The sequence below is a fragment of the Pseudomonas sp. RGM 3321 genome (assembly GCF_022836805.1).
In the GTDB taxonomy this organism is placed as follows: Bacteria; Pseudomonadota; Gammaproteobacteria; order Pseudomonadales; family Pseudomonadaceae; genus Aquipseudomonas.
In genome coordinates this window covers 93,288-116,813 of record NZ_JALHBH010000102.1, presented here as the reverse complement: position 1 = coordinate 116,813, position 23,526 = coordinate 93,288, and the positions used below count along the sequence as shown (strand labels likewise).

The 23,526-nt window shown below is 59.0% G+C and carries 28 protein-coding genes and 1 pseudogene; 4 read left to right on the top strand and 25 right to left on the bottom strand.

Features of this window, described 5'->3' with window-relative positions; translation table 11 throughout:
• Positions 1-32: 32 nt before the first annotated feature.
• From RGM3321_RS09485 to RGM3321_RS09390, 21 genes and pseudogenes are all read right to left on the bottom strand, one after another.
• On the bottom strand, positions 33-599 hold the full coding sequence (locus tag RGM3321_RS09485) for a tail fiber assembly protein (protein WP_244392815.1): 567 nt from the start codon (positions 597-599) through the stop codon (positions 33-35).
• 7 nt (positions 600-606) lie between these two features.
• Positions 607-2,067 carry a phage tail protein gene (locus tag RGM3321_RS09480; RefSeq protein ID WP_244392813.1) on the bottom strand — a complete coding sequence of 487 codons (1,461 nt, stop codon included), beginning with the start codon at positions 2,065-2,067 and terminating at the stop codon, positions 607-609.
• Positions 2,068-2,077: 10 nt separating this feature from the next.
• Complete coding sequence (locus tag RGM3321_RS09475; RefSeq protein WP_244392809.1) at positions 2,078-2,677, bottom strand: putative phage tail protein; 600 nt, start codon at positions 2,675-2,677, stop codon at positions 2,078-2,080.
• Positions 2,665-3,705 carry a baseplate J/gp47 family protein gene (locus RGM3321_RS09470; protein WP_244392807.1) on the bottom strand — a complete coding sequence of 347 codons (1,041 nt, stop codon included), beginning with the start codon at positions 3,703-3,705 and terminating at the stop codon, positions 2,665-2,667. The genes RGM3321_RS09475 and RGM3321_RS09470 overlap by 13 nt, the downstream gene beginning before the upstream one ends.
• Entirely contained in the window at positions 3,695-4,093 is a 399-nt protein-coding gene (locus RGM3321_RS09465; RefSeq protein ID WP_244392805.1) for a phage GP46 family protein, read from the bottom strand. Before RGM3321_RS09465 ends, RGM3321_RS09470 begins: the two co-directional genes overlap by 11 nt.
• Positions 4,090-4,602 (bottom strand): phage baseplate assembly protein, encoded by a 513-nt coding sequence (locus RGM3321_RS09460; RefSeq protein ID WP_244392803.1) that lies wholly within the window; start codon positions 4,600-4,602, stop codon positions 4,090-4,092. The genes RGM3321_RS09465 and RGM3321_RS09460 overlap by 4 nt, the downstream gene beginning before the upstream one ends.
• On the bottom strand, positions 4,599-5,726 hold the full coding sequence (locus RGM3321_RS09455) for a phage baseplate assembly protein (protein WP_244392801.1): 1,128 nt from the start codon (positions 5,724-5,726) through the stop codon (positions 4,599-4,601). Before RGM3321_RS09455 ends, RGM3321_RS09460 begins: the two co-directional genes overlap by 4 nt.
• Before the next feature lie 3 nt (positions 5,727-5,729).
• Complete coding sequence (locus RGM3321_RS09450; RefSeq protein ID WP_244392799.1) at positions 5,730-7,154, bottom strand: DNA circularization N-terminal domain-containing protein; 1,425 nt, start codon at positions 7,152-7,154, stop codon at positions 5,730-5,732.
• The gene (locus tag RGM3321_RS09445) at positions 7,151-9,295 is read right to left on the bottom strand and encodes a phage tail tape measure protein (RefSeq protein WP_244392796.1); all 2,145 of its coding nucleotides are present in this window, start codon (positions 9,293-9,295) and stop codon (positions 7,151-7,153) included. Before RGM3321_RS09445 ends, RGM3321_RS09450 begins: the two co-directional genes overlap by 4 nt.
• Before the next feature lie 130 nt (positions 9,296-9,425).
• Positions 9,426-9,722, bottom strand: a complete 297-nt coding sequence (locus tag RGM3321_RS09440; RefSeq protein ID WP_002551918.1) for a phage tail assembly protein — start codon at positions 9,720-9,722, stop codon at positions 9,426-9,428.
• The gene (locus RGM3321_RS09435; protein ID WP_244392794.1) at positions 9,719-10,066 is read right to left on the bottom strand and encodes a phage tail tube protein; all 348 of its coding nucleotides are present in this window, start codon (positions 10,064-10,066) and stop codon (positions 9,719-9,721) included. The genes RGM3321_RS09440 and RGM3321_RS09435 overlap by 4 nt, the downstream gene beginning before the upstream one ends.
• 60 nt (positions 10,067-10,126) lie before the next feature.
• A complete protein-coding gene (locus RGM3321_RS09430; RefSeq protein WP_244392792.1) occupies positions 10,127-11,623 on the bottom strand; it encodes a phage tail sheath subtilisin-like domain-containing protein in 1,497 nt (498 codons plus the stop codon).
• 18 nt (positions 11,624-11,641) lie between these two features.
• On the bottom strand, positions 11,642-11,830 hold the full coding sequence (locus tag RGM3321_RS09425; protein WP_057455684.1) for a DUF2635 domain-containing protein: 189 nt from the start codon (positions 11,828-11,830) through the stop codon (positions 11,642-11,644).
• Positions 11,827-12,417, bottom strand: a complete 591-nt coding sequence (locus RGM3321_RS09420; protein WP_244392791.1) for a hypothetical protein — start codon at positions 12,415-12,417, stop codon at positions 11,827-11,829. Before RGM3321_RS09420 ends, RGM3321_RS09425 begins: the two co-directional genes overlap by 4 nt.
• Positions 12,418-12,462: 45 nt before the next feature.
• The gene (locus RGM3321_RS09415; protein WP_005768026.1) at positions 12,463-12,801 is read right to left on the bottom strand and encodes a hypothetical protein; all 339 of its coding nucleotides are present in this window, start codon (positions 12,799-12,801) and stop codon (positions 12,463-12,465) included.
• Entirely contained in the window at positions 12,782-13,171 is a 390-nt protein-coding gene (locus RGM3321_RS09410; RefSeq protein ID WP_005614154.1) for a hypothetical protein, read from the bottom strand. Before RGM3321_RS09410 ends, RGM3321_RS09415 begins: the two co-directional genes overlap by 20 nt.
• Positions 13,172-13,299: 128 nt before the next feature.
• On the bottom strand, positions 13,300-13,707 hold the full coding sequence (locus RGM3321_RS09405) for a hypothetical protein (RefSeq protein ID WP_244392790.1): 408 nt from the start codon (positions 13,705-13,707) through the stop codon (positions 13,300-13,302).
• A 122-nt stretch (positions 13,708-13,829) separates the two neighbouring features.
• Positions 13,830-14,033 (bottom strand): lipid II-degrading bacteriocin, encoded by a 204-nt coding sequence (locus RGM3321_RS28375; RefSeq protein WP_347880969.1) that lies wholly within the window; start codon positions 14,031-14,033, stop codon positions 13,830-13,832.
• Between the two features lie 113 nt (positions 14,034-14,146).
• Positions 14,147-14,236: pseudogene (locus tag RGM3321_RS28370) on the bottom strand (bacteriocin); the annotation flags it as partial.
• Positions 14,237-14,674: 438 nt separating this feature from the next.
• Positions 14,675-14,860, bottom strand: coding sequence for a Com family DNA-binding transcriptional regulator (locus tag RGM3321_RS09395; RefSeq protein ID WP_244392789.1), 186 nt, complete (start codon positions 14,858-14,860; stop codon positions 14,675-14,677).
• Positions 14,861-15,108: 248 nt separating this feature from the next.
• The gene (locus tag RGM3321_RS09390) at positions 15,109-15,552 is read right to left on the bottom strand and encodes a hypothetical protein (RefSeq protein ID WP_244392788.1); all 444 of its coding nucleotides are present in this window, start codon (positions 15,550-15,552) and stop codon (positions 15,109-15,111) included.
• Between the two features lie 190 nt (positions 15,553-15,742).
• Between RGM3321_RS09390 and RGM3321_RS09385 the strand changes: the two genes are divergently transcribed.
• The 4 genes from RGM3321_RS09385 (at position 15,743) to estP (ending at position 19,151) form a co-directional block, all read left to right on the top strand.
• Entirely contained in the window at positions 15,743-16,357 is a 615-nt protein-coding gene (locus tag RGM3321_RS09385) for a LexA family transcriptional regulator (protein WP_244392847.1), read from the top strand.
• A gap of 153 nt (positions 16,358-16,510) precedes the next feature.
• Positions 16,511-16,759 (top strand): DUF1654 domain-containing protein, encoded by a 249-nt coding sequence (locus RGM3321_RS09380; RefSeq protein ID WP_244392787.1) that lies wholly within the window; start codon positions 16,511-16,513, stop codon positions 16,757-16,759.
• 121 nt (positions 16,760-16,880) lie between these two features.
• Positions 16,881-17,123, top strand: coding sequence for a pyocin activator PrtN family protein (locus tag RGM3321_RS09375; RefSeq protein WP_003316268.1), 243 nt, complete (start codon positions 16,881-16,883; stop codon positions 17,121-17,123).
• Between the two features lie 105 nt (positions 17,124-17,228).
• The gene (estP, locus tag RGM3321_RS09370) at positions 17,229-19,151 is read left to right on the top strand and encodes an esterase EstP (RefSeq protein ID WP_244392786.1); all 1,923 of its coding nucleotides are present in this window, start codon (positions 17,229-17,231) and stop codon (positions 19,149-19,151) included.
• A 380-nt stretch (positions 19,152-19,531) separates the two neighbouring features.
• On the opposite strand, the gene trpE is transcribed toward estP, so the two are convergent.
• The 4 genes from trpE to RGM3321_RS09350 all read right to left on the bottom strand — a co-directional run bounded on the left by trpE (position 19,532) and on the right by RGM3321_RS09350 (position 23,521).
• The gene (gene trpE / locus RGM3321_RS09365; protein WP_244392785.1) at positions 19,532-21,013 is read right to left on the bottom strand and encodes an anthranilate synthase component I; all 1,482 of its coding nucleotides are present in this window, start codon (positions 21,011-21,013) and stop codon (positions 19,532-19,534) included.
• 70 nt (positions 21,014-21,083) lie between these two features.
• Positions 21,084-21,902: a phosphoglycolate phosphatase gene (locus RGM3321_RS09360; RefSeq protein WP_244392784.1), complete on the bottom strand. Its 819-nt coding sequence runs from the start codon at positions 21,900-21,902 to the stop codon at positions 21,084-21,086.
• Positions 21,899-22,573, bottom strand: coding sequence for a ribulose-phosphate 3-epimerase (gene rpe / locus RGM3321_RS09355; protein WP_005733270.1), 675 nt, complete (start codon positions 22,571-22,573; stop codon positions 21,899-21,901). Before rpe ends, RGM3321_RS09360 begins: the two co-directional genes overlap by 4 nt.
• A 126-nt stretch (positions 22,574-22,699) precedes the next feature.
• On the bottom strand, positions 22,700-23,521 hold the full coding sequence (locus RGM3321_RS09350; RefSeq protein WP_016982689.1) for an ABC transporter permease: 822 nt from the start codon (positions 23,519-23,521) through the stop codon (positions 22,700-22,702).
• Between the last annotated feature and the right edge of the window lie 5 nt (positions 23,522-23,526).

Below are 23,526 nucleotides of genomic sequence, written 5' to 3'. Positions count from 1 at the left end.
AGCACTACAAAAAACCGCTTTCGCGGCCAGGACTATTGAGCAAGTGCATCCGACGGCAGTGACGGCCATTCGATCTGTAGAGGGTAATCCGCGCTTTGCTCGATCCGGTTCAGTTTCACGCTGTAGCGTTTCCATTCAAGCAAACTTGTCTGTTCTGCTTCAGTGGCCACGCCCAGATCCTCGGCATACTGCAAAGGAGCGATACGTGTTGTTGCCTCCTGCAAACGCTGATCGCGCGTAATCAAAGCGTTGGCGGCCAGTGCCTGTCGTTGCGCCTCTTCATCCAGAACCCAATCTACTTCACGCCAAACGTAGTACTTGCCAGGCCACTTCTTGCTGGTAAGACTTTCCGGCGGCGCACTCAGGCTGGTCCAGTCTTTTTCTGAGCCGTCTTCTATTCGATACATAGGGCCACGGTGATCCACAACCTGTCGTGGCTCACCGTCAATAATTGCCCAAGTAAAGCCCTTGTCAGGTTCGCTTAGAAAATCTGCAAAGCTGATCGCATTGCCAGGTACCTGCTCGCCCAGTCCCGGGACAACCGGGAGTTCAACAGGGCCAATCAAGGCATTTGAATCATCTATCAAGTAAGTAGGCATAACGTCCTCAGATCAGTTTGATGCGGCCGGGATAGGCCATGTTGCGACTACGGAAACGAATCCAGTTGTTCATCGGCTGCTGATCCCTCAGTACAGTTCCCGTCACCCCGTTATCTGTCGTTTCGGGGAGATACGCAGAACCCCCAGCAGGAACCAACGCCCCGGGTGGCAACAAACCGGCAGGGCCCGTGGAATTGAGACGCCCGTCAGACTGAGCATGACCGTTGCCTAGTAAGTAGGTACCGGCCTCTATGTCAGACCCGCTCCACTCTTGTGACGTTGTCCTCAGCCATGTACCGTCCTGCCAAGAGCCCCCTACACGCGACGCATCGACGCCACGAGACTCATCAAGCACCCTTAGAAACTCCCCTCGTCCCTCAGGCCCGCGAAAGGTCAGCGTTCCGTCGCCACTGGTCCATCCACCTTCCTTGCCGGTACGAGCTGCTTCGGTGTAAACCATCCCGGATTTCTGCGCATGGTCCCAGAGCCACGGCCACTCGGCGCGGTTAAGCAGCGCGCCGTTCAACGCTCCGTATCCTCCTGGGCTGAACAATGTCGTTGTTTCAAATACGGGCCGCCCCAGCGGGGTGTTGTCGTAGCGTCCTACCGGCCACCAACTCCCGGCACCATCGCTGCGCAGATGCCACCAGTCGCCAGCTCCCATCAGAACCAGAAAGGAATAACCAGCAGCATTCAGATGGGTGTGAAACCTTATTTTTTCCCCAGCAATTGCATTCACGGTCAGCCGGTTGCCACTGTTGTCTATTCTGCGAACAATGACGTCCTTTACGCCTAGTGCCGTATTTGAGGAGGGCAGTGTGAACGCACGATTGCCGCCAGTAGCATCCAGTAGCAGCAACTCCATGTGGTCGCTTGTAAAAACTGTATCGACATTGAAAGAGAACACTTTCTGAGAGTCGACTTCCTTTACCTCTGTAATTTTGCCGCGCTTGGTGATGTAGATCGCGTCAGTGTTAAAAACAAGCTCTACCCACTCCGCCGCATTGAGCTTCAAGGTATTGCTGCCGGCACCGAATAGAGAGATGACCTCAGCACCATTGGCCTTGATAGTTGCCGCTGCTGGCGATGCGTTATGAAAGGTTATCGACTTACCCACCACTACGTTCGCCTTGGGGGGCAAGGTCAGCGTGATACCACCGGCATTGATTCTGTGCCAATGCCCCGCCGCTCCGGGTAGCAGAGTTTCAGAAGCGGTGTAGCCAAACCCGGCACCTTTGTAGGCCTGCCTGACCTGCGAACCAATCTGGGTAATTGCCGTTGCCAGTTGATCGGTTCTGGTTTCGTCAGGCTGCTCACCACCCGCAGCCATCGCATTCAAAATCTCCTGCGTCACCGAATTCCCCCATGCCGCAGGGATCAGCGAGCCGGGTGTGCCGGTTGCCGGGTTTTCATCTACAAACTTGCCGCCGACCAAGCCTACGCTTGGCACACTTTTGGGATAATCCACATTGTGTTCCTCAGTTGAAATTAACGAATTCGACGCTGTGCGCCGGTGCAGCTCGACGGATCAAGCACTCGATGGCGGTGCCGGGGTTGACCCCGAATCGCTCTCCCCAATAGCTGGCCCCGAAGCGCCGTCCCAGCCGCTGGCGACCGCCGGTGTTCAGGGTCCACATGAATTGCGCGCTCCAGGTGCCGAAGTGCGCCTGGCCAAAACGCGAACGCCCCATACGGGGCGCTCGAAATTCGGTGACGGTGGCGTCGGGGTAGCCCTGGCTGACGGCAATGTCGATGTAGAACGCGGCGTTCTGCCCTCCTGTTGCCACCAGCCGCTGGCGCACTGACAAGCGTCGGTCTGCGAACAAGGGTTTGAGCCCCAGACACGGGTCTGGCAGGTTCATGACCCGCTCCCAGTCCGGCACCAGTTCACTGACGGTTGCAGGGTCCATCTCGTTGAGCAGGTCGAACGCACGGCCATCGATGCGCGCGAACTCGCGGGACAGGCCGGTAATGACCTGCTGCAATTCCGGTACGCGCTCCGGGTCCCATGCGGGCCCGGGTGGCAGCAGCGCCTGCAATTGCCCGGCGTAGTGCTCGGCAGTTCTTATGACGACCATTGAATGCCCCCAAACGTGAGCAACTGGTTAGGGCCTGCGGCTACATTTGCGACAGGCGCAATCAGCACATGATCGGTTTCGCCGGTCGCGCGGCTGATGGCCTCGGCGATGTGCGTCAGCAGCAGGGTTTCGCCCAGTCCGCCCTCACGGTTGTGCAGGTCCAGCAGTTGCGCCTCGACCGCCGCCCGCACGGCGGAGGTGTCCGGTGTGAGCCGGATGGTGTAGACCACCGGTTTCTGCACCGGCGCCAGCACATACACGTCTGCGGTGACCGGACGCAGCGGCTCGATATACGCAGCGACCGCAGCCAGCTGCTCGGCGTCAGGAATGGGATCGGCCTGGTCGTCACGCATGAAGAACACCGCCACCGTCCCCGGCCCCATGAACCGGCGCACACACCAGGCGCGCGTCACGCCCGGCACTTCCAGCGCCCAGGTCACGTAATCATCCTGATTGCCGCCATGCGGGATGATCCGGTAGGAGCGCACCACACGAGCACGCAACGACTCGATACTTTCCTGCGCGATGCCGCCGGAAAGCCCATCGCCGATGACAGTGAACGTACTGTCGATGCCTTCGACCGGTTGCACAGCGGTCATCGCCAGACCGGCATCGGCGTTACCAAGCACGCCTGCATCCACGGCTTCGACCGTGGTTGTGTTGTTGCCTGCAACTGTGGTGACGCCTTTTGTCACTCGATAGAAGCGCCCGTCACTGAATTGCAGAACCGTGTCGACATCCAGCACCGCGCCGGCAGCGGCGCTAAAGCGCACGTCGCCAGTGGCGGCCTGGGCAACCTTGCGTGGCTGCCTCAGACGCAGGATGGCTTGCCGCTCAAGGGTCTCCTCATCGGCTGTGTCCGGCAGAATCTGGTCGGCAATCCAGTCCTGATAGCCGTACAGTCCATAGGCCGCACCGCTGTGCGCGCGGGACAGTACCCGAGCATCGGACTGACGCAGCGCTTCGTCGGCGAGGTCGACCTGGGTTCGGTTGATCAGCGCCGGTAACGTAGGTGTTTCAAACGGCATAAATCACCTGCCACAGTTCAGAAGGGTTGAAGCGCACGATCTGACCGTCCGAAACGACCAGCTCGACGCCCAGGTTCAGGCGATTGCTCTGAACCTGTTCGGTAAGGATGTTGATGTTGCTGACCTGACCGTCTTCGATCAGCCAGGCAAGCGCTTCGCGCGCATAGAACTCGGCGTCGCGCTGGGTCTGCGCAGTAAGGCGGACCCTGCGCAGCAGCCATAGCCTGGAGCCGACACGGTCGTTGGCCTGCACCGGGTAGGTATCGCCCCACCAGCCAAAACGTTCGGCATCGTCGAACGGATCGTCCGCTTCGGCGCGACGCCAGGTGAACAGGCTGATGACCACCGAACGCAGTAAGGACGCCTGCAGAGAGCCTTCAATAATCATCCGGCACCTCCAGCGGGCGGTCCGCTCTGGCCGTTACCTGCCTGAACACCGCCATGCAGATGGCTGACTTGACTGATGCCCGCGGCAAGCTGGTCGCCCTGGGACACGATCTTTCCGGTCTGGGTGATCTGCGGGGTGTCGAAGTTCACCGCTACCGCTGCCTTGATGTTCAAGGTGTCGGTTTCAATGTCGATGACCTTGCCGCGCTTGAGGTGAATCTTGTCGCCCTCGTCGGTGTAGATGGCCACTTCGCCCGACTCCAGGCCCTTGAGGCGATAACGACGATCAGCCACCACCAGCAACAGACCGTGCGACCGGTCGCCACCAATAAAGGCGGCAATGCCCTCGGCGCCAGCCAGCGGATTGCTGGTGAAGCCGTAGGGTTCGAAGTGTTCCATGTCGTCCTTGACCTCTCCGGCGGTGAGGCGCATTTGCAGCGCCTGCATTTTGCTGCTGGCCCTGGCGAGCACCACCGTGCCGCGCACCAGCATGCGATTGAGTAAGCTCATGAGGTTGTTTCCTCGTCGATGGGCAGCAGCCAGGAGTAAGCGTCCTGATTGACCTGCACCTTGCTGCGCTTGTTGGGGTCACCAGGCTCGGCCTGGAAACCTTCAGGCGGACCGACCACCAGTGTGGTGATCGTGCCCTTATCGGTCAGGGAATAGGTCACGGCTGAAATCAGCATGTTCCTGCTGCTAAAACCGATGACCGGATCAATCACCCGCACCATGGTGTTGTGCCGCCAAAGCGCGCCGTTGGACTGCCGCCAGCCCTGCACCTTGTACGTGGTGAGCAGTGCCTTGCCCGCACGCTGACCACGCTCCCAATTGGCGCGACTCAGGGCAAGCGCGGGAGTAATCGGGGCGTCCTCATGCACGATCAGCACACGCAGACGTTTTTCATGCTCCGGGTCGTCATGCCTGAGGTCGATGACGTCGGCTGACACCTCTGACGCCTCTTTGCCGAATGTCTTGTCATTACCGGTCTGCTGACCAATCACCCGGTATTCGGAAAAGAGTCCGGAAAAATCCCGGGCGATGCTGGCGCTGAGTACATTCTTGCCGAGCTCAAGCGCGTCGGCGCTCTGCCCTCGACTCCCCGGCCTGGCCAGCACAACATTGCCGTACTCGTCATCGGTGGAAAAAATCCGGAACAGTGTCAACAGTCGGTCAATGGACTTGAACACGCTTTCGGCAGGCTCGATGGTGTGATCTGCCATTTTCGAGGTTTCCGGTATTTCGCTGATTACCGTCAACTTGTAGGGAGCAGCCAATGCCTCGACAATCTTCAGCACCCCAACACCTTTCCACTGGCTCGGCCTGTTGATAGCCGAGCAGTCAATGAGGTCGGCGGTTTTCGAGCGACCGGAAATCGTCAGTGTGACCTGCGTGCCGTCGTAGCTGACCGGCGCGGCAAACACCCAGCCGGTCAGGATCAGCTCGCCGCCGATACGCACTTCGCAGGCGGCACCGGGGGTGATCGGATGCGCGACTTCAGTGCCCGGCCACTGCCAGGTAATACTCACCTCAAAGCTGCGGGCCTGACGCTCGATCCCGGCAGATATTTCCACCGATTTCCAACCGGCATAGTCGTGCTTGTCTACCGTCAAGGTGACAGCGTTAGGGTCGATCATGGGTTACTCCCGAGCGATCTTCAGCGTGCCGGGCGGCACGAAACCAGGATGCGCAAGGCGGTTGCGCTGCACAATTTCCAGCGCCCGACTGGCGTCGCCGAATCGGCGATAGGCCAGCACCAGCGCAGGCAGCGGTTCGGACACCTTCATGTCCACCAGACGTACCCCAGACGCAGCCACCGCATTGAGATGCCGGACCAGGGCCTGACGCAAAGTGTTCAGCGCCAGGTAGTGTTCGGGGTCGGCTTTCAACGACGCTTCCCAGATGGCCGAACTCAGCGTGTCGCGCAGTTCGATCACGTCATCGGCAACCGGCACATCCACACGTTGCAGCGCTTGCGTCACCTGCTGATCAAGCGAGGGCACCACATTGAGCGGCGTGACCGTCGTCGCAATCGGCATGCTCGCGACGATTCTCGCCACCTTGACCAACAGCGCATCCTGTACCAGGTTGGCAGTGGCCTGAGCCGTCACACTGGTATCAAGACCGCTGCCCTGGCTGACCATATTGATACCGGACACCGCCTCTGCCTGTTGTGTGGCCTCGGAAATCACGAAGCGGTAATCGACCGTTTCAACTGAGGACACGCCGCCATTGCTGCCGGACCTTGCTGCCGTGCTGCTCGCAGCGGTGCCGTTACTGCCACTCGTGGAACCACTGCCTGAGCCGCCCCCTGTCGAGCCACCGGAACCTGACCCCACATTCGTTCCGGTACTCGCCCCGCCAATACCGCTGGTGCCGTTCGCTCTTCTGGCTCGACGACTGTCGCCATCGAAACTGGCAAAAAACGTGGTAAACAGCGTGCTGACCGTCAACGGCGCGTTGACCAGCGAATGCACCAGCGCGGTGACATCCGAATAGATCGCCATGAACGGTGTAAACTGCCGCTGAATGGTCGCGAACACACCCGACAGGGTGCTGCGTAGCGCCTGAATATTGATACGCACCGAGTCCACCGTGGCCATCACCGAACGGTAGCGCCTGAGCGCCGAGTCCAGCAGGCTCTCGGACGCGCCCAATAACTGCCGCCGGGTGTTGAGCGTGGACACCGGAAACTTGAGCGGGTTGGCCGGATAGAACTTCAGGTCCAGCCGGACAAGCCCGCCTTCGTTCAGGTTGTGTGTGACGCCGCACTCGCCGACCTGAACCTGCACGCGACCCAGCCAGGGATGTACCAGCTCGCCAGCCCCTTCCTGCTCCAGTGCCTGTAGCAGTTTGTCTCGCTGTTCGAAACAGTCGGGACCGACAATGAACCCCGTCAGCGTATGAACTTTCGACTGTTTGCCCAGCGACTCGAAATAAGGCTCGTCGCGCTGTGGAAACTCATGCAACTGCCCCTTGCGGCCTGCCGGGACGACGGCTTTTTCAATGAAAAAACCGACGCCCCGGAAAGACGCTGGCAGCAGGCTGTCACGCCATGTACTCATGATCCGGCTCCTGCGCCGAGGGTTCGATAACCGACGTTTGGCGATATCGTCAAACCCGGCTGGTTGGTTTGCACTTGCCCGGCACGCATGCCCGGCGGCGCGTTTTCAAAGCGAATGTTGAGCTCGCCTTCAAGTCGCGGACCGGCCCCGCCTGCGCCCTGCTGCAACAACAGGCTGCCGGGGGCCAGCGGGGTGGGTACGCCGAGCAATTGGCTGGTCGACGGCACGCCAGTGGCCTGATTGAGCATCTGCTGACTCATGCGAACGTTGTCGACGGCACCGGCCGCCAGAAACGCACCGCTCCCGCCGCCAGGCCCTGCGTTGCGTATCCTCTGTTCTTCAGCGAATTGATTGACCTTCTCCGTCGCCCGCTGCAGAACGGACTTATCAGTGTCGCCACCAAACCAGCTCATGATCGGGTCGATGAACGGTTTGATGTCCGCCCACAAATCCGCGAACCAGGTTTTGATCGGCTGCCATTTCTCGATAACCATGCCCAGCGGCGAAAAACTGAACATCGTTGCCAGCACGTCGGTAAACGGCTGCGCAGCGGTCTTGATGCTTTCCCACAACCCGGCGAAGTATTCGGAGATTGGCTGCCAATTGGCCACGACCATGCCCAACGGCGTCCAAGCGAACAGCGTCTGCAGGAAGTCGAAAAACGGGGTTGCCAGCGCCTTGATAACGCCCCAAAGCGCAGCAAAGAACTCGGACAGCGGCTGCCAGTTGGCTGCGATCATGCCCAGCGGCGTCCAGGCGAACACCGCCTTTAGTACGTCCCAAAGCGCCATGGCCGGCCCACGAATCGCTTCCCAGACAGCTTGAAAATAAGGTGCGACGGTCGACCAGTTGGCGATCAGAAAACCTGCCGCCAGCGCGAGGCCGCGCACGATCAGGCCCAACGGTGACATGCCCATTACCACGCTCAGCACACGCATGGCGGTCGTTGCGGTCATCACCGCGACTTGCAAGACGCCGAACGCAATCGCAGCGCCCACCACACCCTTGATCACGCCAGGGTGTTCGGCCGCCAGTGCGGCGACCTGAGAAATCATCGGCCCGATCACGGCCATTGCTTCGTTCATCGCCGGCAGAAACATACTGCCGATATTGATGCCCAGACGATCGACACGGTTGGTCATCTCTTTGATGGCCGTGGCCGTGGTCTGCGAGTTGTCGGCGAATTCCTTCTCGATAGTGCCGCTGTTCTGCACGCCCTCGCCGACCTTGGCCAGGTTGGACCTGAGCACATCCAGGTTGGCCAGCAGCGGCGTGATAGCACCCAGCGATTCCGCGCCGAACAGTTGCGTGATGACATCCGACTGCTTGCCGGGGTCAACACTGGAGACCGCCGTCAGGACCTTTTCAATGGTCCCTGACGGGTCGCTCTGCATGCCTTGGGTCAGCTGATTGACATCGAGTTGCAACGCCTCGAACGCCCCGGCTTTCGCCGCGCCACCTTCGGTCAACGACTGCATGAAACGCTTCATGCCGCTTGCGGCCACATCGGCTGGTACGTCGACGCTGGCCAGAGTCGCGCCCATTGCCGCCAGTTGCCCGGAGGCCATCCCCGCAACCGGCCCGAGCGGGCCCATTGCAGTGACCATGGTGGCGATTTTCTTTTCCAGGTTGTTGCCGCCGAGCACGTTGATCTTCTCGGACAGCGCCGCGACCTGCGGCTGGGTCATCTGGAACGATGAGCGCCACGAGGCCATCATGTCGCCCGACTCGGCTGCCGTCTGATCGAATGCGACGCCCATTTTCATGGCATCGCTGGCAAATCCGGTCAGCTCTTCGCGCGGTACATTGGCCTTGGCACCTGCGGAGACAATCGCCGCGATGCCGTTGGCGCTTTCCGGCAGTCGTTCACTGAGGTCCAGAATGTCGGAACTCATCTGCTGGAACTGCTGCGGTGTTTCAAAGCTTACCGAGCGTTTCACGCCGGCCATGCTGGTCTCGAAACCGATCGCTGCCTTTACCCCGGCAATCAAGGGCTCCGCCAAAGCGTTGTCCTTGATTGCCTTGCCAAGTTCTATGGCCCCCAGACTGGTCTCGAGGCCTTTGACGTTGTTGCGGATAGTTGCCAGCGTTGGAGACAGCTGGTCGACGCCGGTAATCAGCGTTCTGATAGTGTCTGCCATCACTCCCCCTGCAGGATCTGGTTGATGCGTTGCGCCTGCAAGATCGATTCGGTGATGACGTCCAGCTCCCTGGACATCATCAGTTCGGGATCGGTCTTCCAGAAGTACGCGAGGTCGTAAACGACGGCGATCAGTCCTTCAAGGTTGCTGATGCCGCTGCCATGAAAAAACTCGCAACCTTCCAGCTCAGCGTGTTGATGTCGCACAGATCCATCTGATTGACCGACGAGGGCGGGATGCCGGCGCAGACGGCGATGTACTTCGCTGCCACGTCCAGGTCGAGAGAAACTTCCTCGTTCTTGTCGATCCTGTACGGCAGGGCCTTGATGGCCCGCGCTTCCTGCGCCGTAGGGCGCCGGAAGGTCAGTTGCGAAAGGGTTTCGCCATGCGCTTCGATGGGGCTGGCCAGGTCGATGACTTCACTCATTGCCAGCTCCCCTGATTGCCATCGAATTTCAGTTCGATGGTGCCGTCGTCAGCCTTGCTGCTTGGCTCGTCGACCAGGTAAGCGCCTGACAGGACGTAAGTCTTGCCGTTCTTGAACTCACAGGTGATGGTCATATCCACACCGGTAGTGAGCAGCTTGAGCGGCAGATCTGCGGTATGCACGGCGGCGAATTTCAGCCAGGCGGCCTTGTCGACTTCCTTGTAGTAGCCCGGTACGACGGTATCGCGCTTGATGTTCATCAGAGGCGCTTCGCCGCCGCCGCTGATGGTCAATTGGGTGCCATCCACTTTGATGTAGCAGGTACCCGCAACTTTCTGACCCATGTTGTTTATCTCCAGAATGAAAAAACCCGCACGAGGCGGGCTTGAAAGGGTTGGTTAGGCTTATGCCGCTTCGTCGTACTGCAAGCGGAACTGGTTGAGCAGCGCGAACACGCGCAGGCCGTTGATGTAATCAGGCGGGAACATGACGTTCACGCGGCTTGGGTCATTGCCGTCACGCTCGACGATCAGGTGCTGGGCGAACGTTTCGGCGTTCTCCACATGACCTTCTTCTTCAAGACGTGCGTACTGCGCAATCAACTCGCCACGGATGGTGCTCGGCGTGATGATCGGCTGGCCGGCACCGAAGCGCGTGCCATCGTTGGCCAGCTTGTGGCGACCGTACTTGCTGGTGATGATGCCTTGCAGACGACGGATGATGAACGCCGACTGGTGCATGGTTTCGCTGTCCAGGTACGAGTTGTCGGCCTGGCCGTAAGCGTTCTTCTGATAGGTGGTGATCGAACGCTGGATGCGCACGTAACCGCCTTCGTAGTACGCAGTGGCGATGCCGTAACGCAGCAGCGACTCACGCTCGGTCAAAGCGAAACGCTGACTGGCCGGCGCCGGATCGATACCGGGCATGGTGCCGCTCTGGGTCGGACGGCTGGCGTCGGCAGAGATGAACACCGCCGTGCGCGCCGCCAGTGCAGCGGCTTGCAGCCAGACCGGTTGCGGAACACCGTTTTCGACACCCTGAAGGGTGATGTGCTGATCGTTGCGCAGTTGACCTGCAGCCACCAGCGTACCGACCGTGCCGCGCTTGGCACTGTAGACGTGACCGTACAACTGACGAGCCCAACTCCAGCGACCGGTGCTGTCATCCATCGCCGCTTTCCAGGCATCCAGCGTGGCGGTGTCGGTCCACGGCATGCACAGGAACTCGAACGGCTCGTCGCCCAGCGCAGCCAGTGCCTTGAGCTGATCAGGCGTACCCACGCCGCCAGTCATGGCCGTCACTGCGGCCGTCAAACCGGCAGGAATGACTTCGCCATTGGTTTTACCCAGACGGTTAAATTCCAGCTGGATGTCATTGCCGCTTGCCCCGCTCCATTTGCAGGAAAGGCTCAGCACACCCGCTTCAACAGCTGCGGTGATCGGCAGATCAGGCGTGGCATTGATCTTCACCGACAGTGCAGTGGCCGCCTGGGCAGCGGTTGCGCCGCTGACGACAGTGGCTTGCACTCGCACGCCGCCGACATACAGATTCAGCAGACCGGCTTCGGTCGCCGCGCCGGTGAGGGTGACTTTCGCGCTGGCTTTGACGCCTTCGGTATTGAGCAGCGGCAGGCACCAGACTTCGCCGGTGGGGTCCGCCTTACGCCAGGTTTCATACATGGCCGCCAGCATCGAGCCCTGGCCGCCAATGTTTTTCGCCATCGCTACACTGGGCACCAGCACCAGTGAACCCAGTTCGGGGCCGGAAACATCGTCGTTGACCTGTGCAACGATCAGTCGGCGCATGCTGGCCGACGCACTGTTGGCAGCCGAGTTGTCCATCTCCGCATAAAACAGCGGCACGCGAACATCGGATGGAATGTTGTTAAAGCTGATAGCCATTGTTTGGCTTCCTCTTGGTTAAGCCGTGAAGGCTTGTTGGGTGGTGGTGGATTGCTCGGTTTGAAGGGTGATGTCGCCGTCGTTCTGACGACGCTGCCACCAGGCGTTGAAGGTCACCTGCCGCCCTTCGACAGGCAGCAAATCGCCCGCCTCCGGATCCGGCACAGTGCGGCCCTCGGCCGGTACTACAGTGATGCGTTGAGTCATGGGGTTACCTCTGCTGTGAATTTCGCTTCGATACGGCCATCAGGGCCGGGGGTTTTCAGATTCGGATCTGCGGGGTCAACGCAGTCCATCTCGAGGGTGGCGCCGGTAAAGCCGGGCAAACCATCCAGATACGCTTCATGCCAGGTTTCGGCGGGCTGATCGGAGGTGTTGCGGCCCAGTTGAAACTGCGCTGCAAACCCGAAGCGATACGTCACCCGGTCGCCGCTTATCTGCACCAGCGCACCGCCTGTGTATTGCATCTCGTCGTAATCGCGATCCGGGTTCCAGCCCACCAACGCCCGCCACAGTTCAGCGCGCAGGGCGTGCAGTTGCTCACTGGCTTCCTGACCGCGCTTATCACCGCCGTCGAGCACCACCACGACATCAATCGTGTCGGTGATGTTCTGGCGAATGACGTTCTGCAAATCGTTGCCAGTGGACTGATCGCCCGTGGCAATCACGTAAGCCGACGGGTGGGCGAGCTGATCGCCGAGGGCGACGGCAGCCCAGTCGATACCGGCACTGATTCGTCCGGCAAAGCTGGGGCAGGTCGCCTGCAAATGGGCAACTATCGGGGTTATCTTCATAAGGGGTTCCGCGTGTGGTGAAGGTTGATCCGGCCTGAGGAATGCCTACTGGTTCGCTTTGCCCAGCGCCTCATCCGCCTTGTCTGCGGCGCGGTTGGCCGCATGCGCAGCCTGACTGGCGATAGACGCGGCCGTCTCGACCTTGTCTGCAGCTTGCGTTGTGGTTTCGGCCAGCCTGTCCAGACGACGATCGCGTTTGCCCAAGGCAGCGTCATAGGCGTCACGAACCTCCGCCAACTGCCGGGTATGCTCGGCGCTGGCCGACCATTGCCCGGCCTGAAAACCGAGCATCAGGCATCCGGCAATCAACAACACGGCGATCAGCCAGATCTCCAGCCGCCGCCACCAGTGGCGAGCGATGAAATCAATTGCGCATCTGTGCATCATTGGCACCTCCGAGCTTGGAACGGAGCCGGGCAATTTCGGCACTCTGCGTGGTGACCTTGTCGGTCAGTTGAACGATGTGGCTGGTAAGCGCTTCGATCTTGCCTTCCATTCGGCCAACCGCAGCGGCGAGTTCGTTGCGCTCTTTGGCAAACTGATCAGACCGCGCTTCGGCTTCCTTGCGCGCCTGGCGCTCGGAGTCGAGCAGCTCATTGAGGCGGCGCACCGTACCGATGTCCGCGTTATCCATCGCCCGGTCTGTTGCATCTCTGGAAAGAAACTTGCGCAGCCATAAGAAGCCGCCAAGCAGAATTGTGCCCGTGCCGCCCAGCCAGGTAGCTGTGCCTGGGCCTAGGTCGGTTGGGTCCATTGGTACTCCAGATACGAAAAAGCCCCGGCAGATGCCGAGGCCTAGGATAGCCGTGCGTGTCAAATCAATGTTCAACTGCACGTAAAGCAGGAACTTGAGCTCGAGAAAAGAGCACCTGAAATCAGACGCTAGCCCAAATTTTTCTTTTTTGAAAACAAGGAATAAGCACCGAGGGTCGATATCAGTGATAACAAGCAGGCAAAGACTCCACTCAGTGAATCCAAAGCGTAACCGGCGCTTACCAACGTGGCGAGACAGGTCGAGAGAAGCAGAGGTGCGAAAAGAGCGAATCGAATCACCCTCCCCATTCTGCTGACACTGGAGGTGAACCACTCTAATAATCTTCCGGCCACAGCCAGGAGAAAAGATAGGGCTCCAAATCCAACAAGCGCAACGAAGTAAATAGCCACCGGTGGCAGCCCATAGGTATCAGAAGGCTGTAGCGGATTTTCACTGCTCCCACTAATTGATAAGCCTAAAACACCTAGAGCGAGTGGAAATGATAAAAAAACAAAATTCCTGCGTAACGCAGCCATTGTCAATCCCTATGAAAAGAGGTCCGAACGACTAGAAAAACAGTTCACGCCTGCCTGTCTTTTTACAGATCAGTCAACGCTGGCTACGCCACTGCTTAAGCACTACCTGTCATGCCTTTGGCCTAGTTGCCACTAACCGTAACCGGCAACGAACCGGGAATTTCGATCGAGTACGAAGTAAACGGAACGGCACTCAACACCGAAGTAAGATTTTCACCCAGCCATCTCCGATGATTGGACGGATTGGCATCGTAGACATCATTGAAGGCGCGAATCTCGCCCGAGAATGTCCATGCTCCACTCGAGCTTTTATCAATAGTTCCCACCAGCCTGAGTGTAATGTTCCCCCAGCGTTAGCCAAGACGCGTTGGAATCCTTCGACATCATAGGCGAAGTTGACATCGAGCGAACTGGTGCCAACTGGGCGTGCGCTCTGGATAGCATTCATAACATCAGGGATACCACGGATATCGACGTTAAGCCCAACATTCTGAATAGGGAACATAAGGGGTGCGCCCAAACCAAACATGCCATGAGCCAGTGCATGAAATGGTGTCATAAGGCCCCCAGACAACACATGGTTGGCTGGCGGATACTTGATGATATGTTCGTTGATCTGCTGAGTTCTACCTATGTCAGTCGCGATTTCGTTGTAAGCCGTTCGAAGGTCGCGCCCTTCAGCCTCACGCTGATCGGCCGCTGCTAGGGTCTTTAAAGCAACCCTGGATTGAATCCCGAAGCTGTCTCGCATCGCTTGATCCTGAAACGTGGCAAGGCAGTTGGGGCTGCAATACAAATCACCCTGAAGAAGCAGCACAGTCGCTACAGGATTCTGCATACCCCGCGGAAAGCTTTGACCAGCACTAAGGTCTTGACCACGGTAGGTACCATTACCGCCCGGGCTAATTTCAGGATAGGGGGTGATGTACGTCGGAGGAAGCTCAATGGGCATTGGTTTTACCTTTTATTAGTTGATGTTCGCGGAGGATTCCGCTTTTTTGTGTAGCCTCAAAGGTGATGACTCATGGCTCGCGGCCTTCACACGACTCAGCGCTCCGCATCGGGAAGACTTGATCTGGAGCTCAGTATGGTCACCCATGCGAGCCAGCAGTTTCCAGCACTGCCCGCATCGAAAGTCTTTCAATATGTACATTGGCCTCCGTATGCCTGGCCCAATGAAAAACCCCGCCGAAGCGGGGTTTTGTTTGGGTCGCGAATGACCGGTTGTGGCTGTTTGCTGCCCTGAGGCGCAAATCGCATATCGTGGGACCTTTTTACCCCCCTCCGGAAAGGCTGGGAAGGGGCAGTTTCGGGGTGGGTCGAGTTTGACCGGAGTTCAACACGAGTTCGGCCACAGCTGTGCAATCGACCCGGATAAACGGCGTGAAACCGTGTCTTCATTCAGCCCCGTGCAGCCTTGTCGGCGACGGCGTTGTTGCTTCTGGAAGCGCTGCGCTCAGCGAGAATCTCCAGCACTTGCTGATGAAGCTTGTTGATCCAGTTGCGATAGGTGCGGTCTGCGCCTTCATTAATGCCCACCAGACGCATCTGCTCGCGCACCGGCAATGACTCGACGTAGCGCAATGTCGCCAGTTGGGCCAGTTCAGGCCCGCGGCTCTTTGCCGGGCTGCGCGATAGCTGCGCAACGGCCGCCTCGACTTCGCTGCTTATATAGTCCAGGCCGCTGCCATTCCCCACCAGCGCGCGCGAGCCGGGCGTGCGACGTGGAATGTAAGCGCCCCACTCCATGATCCCGGCCATCGGACTGCTCAGCCCGCCACCAAGACCTATACGCATGCGTTGCTCGCCCCAGTGCTGCATCACCGCTTCCACTTTTTCGATCATCGTGTCTCTCCTGTAGGACCTTTCTGAAAACTGCGCCCGGCTTCTTCCGCCAGACACAGCCAAGGCCTTACAATACATTTTGTATTTTTACGACACAACGAAGCATTACATTATGTATATTGCTCAACACCCTACAGCCTGTATGATTCGACGCATGAACAGAAAATGGTATGAAGTCGCAAGACAGGTCATGGAAACCCAGCAGATCAGCCAGGAAGAGATGGCTGAGCGGATGGGCGTGACGCCCGGCGCGGTGGGGCATTGGCTGAATGGCAAGCGTGAGCCGAAGATCGAGGTCATCAATCGATTGCTGGGTGAGCTGGGCCTGCCGATCCTGACGACCTCGATTCCGTCGAGCGAGCAGCCCGGCATGCACAATGTGGAGCCCACGGTGCAGCCATCGCGTTTCTATCGCTATCCGGTCATCAGCTGGGTTGAGGCCGGTGGCTGGAGTGAAGCCGTCGAGCCCTATCCTGCCGGCTATTCGGACACCTTCGAGATCAGCGACTACAAAGCCAAGGGCCGTGCCTTCTGGCTGGTAGTGCGAGGCGACTCGATGACTGCGCCCGCAGGCCAGAGCATTCCAGAGGGCATGCTGATTCTGGTCGATACCGGAATCGAACCCACTGCCGGGAAGCTGGTCATCGCCAAGCTGCCGGAAAGCAATGAAGCCACGTTCAAAAAACTGGTCGAAGACGCCGGGCGCTATTTTCTCAAGCCACTTAACCCCGCCTACCCCATCCTTGCAGTGACAGAAGAATGCAAGCTGATTGGCGTCATCAGACAGATGACAATGCGCCTGTGACACCCCAACGCCTCGCCCAAGCCCCGATATCCGGGGCTTTTTTATGTGCGCCGTTTCCCCCCCGGACAATCGATGATGTAGGAAACATTTGCAGCTTGCGTAGGAAACACCCCTCAATTACTGTATGCACATACAGTAAAAAGGAGTTCACGCATGCTTAATCCGTCCCTCGACCATTCGCAACACGATGCTTACCTGGCCCTGGCACAACGTATTCAGGACGCTATTGCCAGCGACAAGGCTCAGATCGAGCATCAGGTGCTCCTGATCAGAGAGCCAGGCGAGTCCGTTGCCCACTGGGAGCGCATCGTGGATCTGATCAGCGAAACCGAGGGCATCAGCGTGACCCGCAACCCGGAAAATGGTACCGCCAACGTGTCCTGGTACATCGATTCCCTGTGAAGAAAATGATACAGAACGTATTTAAAATACAAACTGTATTGTAACGATGCACTACATATCGTATTGTTTGTTTGCACCCCATCTCGCGGGTACTCACATACAAACCACAGGGAGTCATGGAATGAACGAAATACTGGATCAACTTCGCAAAGAATTCGCCACGCCGTGCCCTTCGCTGAGCGCCGTCAGAGAGCGTTATTTTTCGCATCTGTCGAATGACAGAAACCTGCTGCGCAAGATCAACGCAGGGCGCATAGACTTGAAGGTCAGCCGTACAGGCGGCAGTCGTCAGGGCCACCCCTTCGTCTATCTGCACGATCTTGCCAACTACCTGAGCGCGATCGTGACCAACAGGGCCGCCTGAGTTCAAAAAAGCACCGTAGATGAACGATTACGTTCATCAAACTTTGCAGCCATGAAAAATCTTGCTACGTTTCCGGTACAAAACAAAAACAATCAGGATCTTTTCATGACCAAGACATCGAGGCGCTGGCCCTTCGCAGCCTGCCTGTTATCGCTGGCCTGCGGCACCGCTGCTGCCGCGCCCTATTCGACCATGGTGGTGTTCGGTGACAGTCTGGCCGATGCCGGGCAGTTTCCGGATACCGCCGGGCCCAGGGGCTCCACGTTAAGGTTCACCAATCGTGTCGGCCCCACGTACCAGGACGGCAGCGGCGAAGTGTTCAATCTGAACTCATCGACACTGATTGGCAGAATGCTCGGTGTTCCCGCAGGAGATCTGGCGGCCTCCACGTCGCCGGTCAATGCTGCGCTGGGAGCACCCGATGGCAATAACTGGGCAGTCGGCGGCTATCGGACCGACCAGATTCTTGAATCGATCAACTCGCAATCCACCGTAGTCGACCCGAACACCGGCACACTGCTGCGCAGCCGGACCGGCTACCTGCCCGCCAACGGTTTTCGTGCCGACCCCAATGCCCTTTATTATCTGACCGGAGGCGGCAACGACTTCCTGCAGGGTCGTGTGGTGAGTGCCAGCAGCGCCGTGCAAGCCGCCAATCAACTGGCTGACAGCGCGCAAGCCCTGCAACAGGCCGGTGCGCGCTACATCATGGTCTGGTTGCTGCCGGATATCGGTAAAACGCCAGCCTTGAGCGGTTCGCCACTGGCTTCGGCCACCTCCGCACTCAGCGCGGGCTTCAATCAGCAACTGGTCAGCCGACTGGCACAGATCAATGCCCAGATCATTCCGCTGAATGTTCCGTTGCTGATCAATGAAGTCCTCGCTGAACCGGCACGCTTCGGGTTCGACCCTAACGAGAATCTGGTCAGTACCTGCTTCAGTGGCAATAGCTGCACAGAAAGCGCAGCCAACGGCAGGTCCAGCGCGACGCCGAATCCGAGCCGGGTATTTTTCAACGACCGCGTCCACCCGACGGAAGCCGGACAACGACTGCTGGCCGACTACGCCTATTCGCTGCTCTCTGCCCCATGGGAAATAACCCTGTTGCCGGAGATGGCCAATGGCACGCTGCGGATGCATCAGGACGAGATTCGCGCGCAGTGGCTGAGCGACTGGGGCAACTGGCAAGGCGTCGGCCAGTGGCAGAGCATCATCGCCGCGGGCGGTCAGAAAATGGACTTCGACGCGCAGGACAGCTCAGCCGATGCTGATGGAAGAGGCTACAACCTGACGATCGGCGGCAGCTACCGATTTGCCGAAAACTGGCGTACCGGCGTTGTTGCCGGGGCGTATCGCCAGAATCTTGAGGCGGGCCCCAAGGACTCGGACTACAAGCTCAACAGCTACATCGCCACCGCGTTTCTGCAGTATCAGGCCAACCATTGGTGGGGTGATCTGGCGGTTTCGGGCGGCAAGCTTGATTACGAAAATGCCGAGCGCAAGTTCGCGCTGGGGGTCAGCGAGGGTCAGGAGAAAGGCGATACCGACGGCAAAATGTGGGCGGCCAGCGGGCGAGTCGGCTTCGACATCGCGGGGGCTGCCAGCCGCTGGCATCTGTCGCCTTTTGTCAGTGCCGACTACGCGCATATCGACGTCGATGGCTACTCGGAAAAAGGTGATCGCTCTACGGCACTGACCTTCAGTGATCAGACCCGCAAGTCGCGGCGTGCAGGCGTTGGTGTGCAGGGCAAGTTCCAGGTGACACCGAGCACGCAGGTATGGGGAGAAGTTGCCCATGAAAGGGAGTTCGAGACCGATCAGCAGGACGTGACCATGGCGCTCAACAGCGTCCAGTCAGTGGGTTTCACGCTGGAAGGTTACACACCGCAACACGACCTGAATCGGGCAACGCTGGGCGTCAGTCAAAAGCTGACTCAAGACCTGACACTGCGCGGCAACTACAACTGGCGCAAGAACGACGACGTGACCCAGCAAGGGGTGAATGTTGCGTTGAGTATGAGTTTCTAGACAGGCCGCAGGAGGGAGCGTGAGGCACGATAATCTGACTATCGTGCCCATGCTCCGCGTCGCATGCCGTTCTGGACGCTCCGCGTCCTCTCCTGAGAACTGCGGCGCGACGCAAATCTGTGACGCGGAGCGTCACCCACGGCATTCCCACGCTGGAGCGTGAGGAACGATGATCCAACGATAATCTCAGCTATCGTGCGACGCTCCGCGTCGCATGCCGTTCTGGACGCTCTGCGTCCTGTCCTGAGGACTTCGGCGCGGCGCAAATCTGTGACGCGGAGCGTCACCCAAGGCATTCCCACGCTGGAGCGTGAGGAACGATAATCTGACTATCGTGCGATGCTCTACGTCTGCTTTGAGACGCAGAGCATCAAGCCAGCTCAACCCTCGGCAGGCTGCGACGCCAGGGCAACGGCGCGGAACATGGCGCGGCGCTTGTTCAGGGTTTCTTCCCATTCCAGTGCCGGAACCGAGTCGGCAACGATGCCGCCACCGGCCTGCACATGCAGCTCACCGTCCTTGATCACCGCAGTCCGAATCGCAATCGCCGTGTCCATGTTGCCGTTCCAGGCCAGGTAACCGACTGCGCCGCCATAGACGCCGCGCTTGACCGGCTCCAGCTCGTCAATGATTTCCATGGCACGAATTTTCGGCGCACCGGACAAGGTGCCAGCCGGCAGAATCGCCCGCAGTGCATCCATTGCCGTCAGCCCGCTTTTCAGTTGACCGGTGACGTTGGACACAATGTGCATCACGTTGGAATAACGCTCGATAACCATCTTCTCGGTCAGTTTGACCGTGCCAATCTCGGACACCCGACCGGTATCGTTGCGGCCAAGATCGATGAGCATCAGGTGTTCGGCGATTTCCTTGTGATCGGACAGCAGGTCTTCTTCCAGCGCAAGATCGGCCTCTTCGGTGGCACCGCGAGGGCGAGTACCGGCGATTGGACGCACGGTGATCAGGTTGTCCTCGACCCGCACCAGCACTTCCGGTGAACTGCCGACGACGTGGAAGTCGCCGAAGTTGAAGAAGTACATGTAAGGCGTCGGGTTGAAGCAGCGTAACGCCCGATACAGATCGATGGGCGCGGCCTTGAAATCGATGGACATGCGTTGCGACGGCACAACCTGCATGACGTCGCCCGCGAGGATATACTGTTTGATTGTGTCGACCGCTGCCTCGTAATCGCCCTGAGTAAAGCTGGAACGAAACACCGGGTCGGCAGCCGGAGGCCGGTCCAGGTCCAGACCGCGACGCGGAGTGATCGGCTGACGCAGCTTGTGCATCAGTTCATCAAGCTGCGCAACGCCACGTGCGTAGGCATCCTGTTGCGCTGGATCGACCAGCACGATGGCGTGCATCTTGCCCGCCAGGTTGTCGAACACCACGACCGCGTCTGACACCATCAACAGGATATCCGGCACACCCAGCGGGTCAGGATTCGGGCAGTTGGCCAGACGCTTCTCGACATAGCGCACACAGTCGTAGCCAAAGTAGCCCACCAGCCCGCCGTTGAAGCGTGGCAGCCCTGCAATGGTCGGTACGTTGTAGCGCGCCTTGAAGGTCTCGACGAAGTCCAGCGGGTCTTCGACATCCAGGCTTTCGATCTCGACGCCATCGTGGGTCACGCTGACGTGATGGCCATGAACGCGCATCACGGTGCGGCATGGCAGGCCGATGATCGAATAACGCCCCCACTTCTCGCCGCCCTGAACCGACTCCAGCAAGTAGGAGTTGGGCTGATCGGCAAGCTTGAGGTAGATCGACAACGGCGTGTCGAAGTCGGCCAGGGTTTCGCGGGCAAGCGGGATGCGGTTGTAGCCTTCAGCGGCCAAACGCAGGAATTCTTCACGGTCCATGAGCAACCTCGTGGTTTGAGGACAAAACGGTCAGGTAGGCAAACGTGCCGGCAGGCCGGCCAGGATCAGGTCAGGCGCGCCAACGCCAGCGGGCCAGGGCCTTGATGACTTTCATCCAGAGTTTGCGAGTGACCACCACGATGGATTCTCTTGGGGAGGGACGTTTGATGTCGGGCAACAGTATCTCAGCGTCCATATCCAGGCAACCGGGAATCAGCTTGCGCAGATCATCGATGACCATTGCCGGGTTTTCCTCGGCAATCGGCCGCCCATGGTTGTAGCCATAGCTCAGCGCGACACAGGCCACACCGGCCGCTTTGGCAGCCAGTACATCACTGCGTGAATCACCCACGAACAGCGCTTGCGAGGCCGGTACACCGGCCATTTTCATTACGAAAAACAGTGCGGCAGGGTCAGGCTTTTTTTGCGGCATGGTGTCGCCACCGATGATCCAGCGAAAGAAACGCCCCAGTTTCATCTCATCCAGCAGCGGCGCGACGAAGCGCTCCGGCTTGTTAGTGATGAGGGCCATTTCGACGCCCATCTTCTGCAGCCATTTCAGGGTTTCACGCACGCCGGGGTAGACCACGGTGAACTCGTGCTTCTGGGCGTAGGCGCGCATGAATATCTCCAGGCCCTGCTCAGCCAGAGCATCATCGACACCACTGTGGTCGAGGTGGTTGGCCAGTGCGCGGCGTACCAGCACCGGTGCACCATTGCCTACCCAGGCGCGGACTGACTCAAGCCCGGCTATTGGCCGACCAAGTTCAGCCAGCATGGTATCCACCGCCACTGCCAGATCAGGGACCGAATCCACCAGGGTCCCGTCCAGGTCGAACATGATCAGCTTGGGCAACTTGCCTGCAAACAGCTGCTCAAAGCCGCTCATGCGCGGGATGCTGCCAGTTCTGCACGCATTTTCTCGATCACTTCCCGGTAGTCCGGTGCGTTGAAAATGGCTGAACCGGCAACGAAGGTATCAGCACCTGCCGCTGCGATTTCACGGATGTTGTTGACGTTTACGCCACCGTCGATTTCCAGACGGATATCGCGCCCGGAGGCATCGATCAAGGCGCGAGCCTCGCGCAGCTTGTTAAGCGTACCGGGAATGAACTTCTGCCCACCGAAACCCGGGTTGACGCTCATGAGCAGGATCATATCGACCTTGTCCATCACGTATTCCAGAAGGTTCAACGGCGTGGCCGGGTTGAACACCAGACCTGCCTTGCAACCGCCTTCACGGATCAGTTGCAACGAACGGTCGATGTGCTGAGTCGCTTCCGGATGAAAAGTGATGTAGGTGGCACCGGCCTCGATGAAATCCCCGATGATGCGATCCACCGGGCTGACCATCAAATGCACATCGATCGGTGCAGTAACGCCATATTTGCGCAACGCGCTGCACACCATCGGACCAATGGTCAGGTTCGGGACGTAGTGATTGTCCATCACGTCGAAGTGGACAAAGTCGGCGCCGCTGGACAGCACGTTGTCGACTTCCTCGCCCAGACGGGCGAAGTCAGCGGAAAGAATCGATGGGGCAATAACGAAGGGCTGCATGACGCACCTGTTTGAGCAGAATCACGGTGCGCGGATTGTACGCCAAGCTTCGCCTCGAGCGGTAAGTCTCAAGCTGCACGCCAATGGATTCGACTTGGCTGGCAGCTTGAAACTTGCCGCGCCCGGTTATTGAGCCGTTCGGAGTTTTTCACTGCGCCCGCGTAACCATTCCAGCACCAGCAGCAACACTACGGAGAAGCCGATCAGCAAGGTCGCGGCGGCAGCGATGGTAGGGCTGAGGTTTTCGCGAATGCCGCTGAACATCTGCCGAGGCAAGGTCGCCTGCTCCGGTCCGGCGAGAAACAGCGTCACCACCACTTCGTCGAACGAGGTCGCGAAGGCGAACAGCGCACCGGAAATCACCCCCGGCGCAATCAATGGCAGGGTCACGCGACGGAATGCAGTCAGCGGCGATGCGCCCAGGCTGGCGGCAGCGCGTACCAGGTTGTGGTTGAAGCCCTGCAAGGTGGCCGATACGGTAATGATCACGAACGGCACGCCCAATACAGCGTGCACCAGAATCAGCGAGGTGTAGCTGTTGCCAAGGCCCAGCGGCGCGAAGAACAGGTAACTGGCGACACCGACAATCACCACCGGCACCACCATCGGCGAAATCACCAGCGCCATGACCAGCGCCTTGCCGGGAAAGTTGCCACGGGTCAGGCCGATCGCCGCCAGCGTGCCGAAGCCCATGGCCAACAACGTAGCGGCCGGGGCTACGATCATGCTGTTCTTCAGTGCGCGCATCCACTCGGCGGAGTTGAAGAAGTCCTGATACCACTGCAACGAGAACCCTTGCAGCGGATAGACCAGAAAGCTGCCTGAATTGAACGACAACGGCACGATGACCAGCACCGGTAACACGAGAAAGAGCAGCACCAGCGCACAGATGATGCGCAAGGCGTAATACCAGATGCGTTCGATCGGCGATGTGTAGGGGTTCAACATGGTGA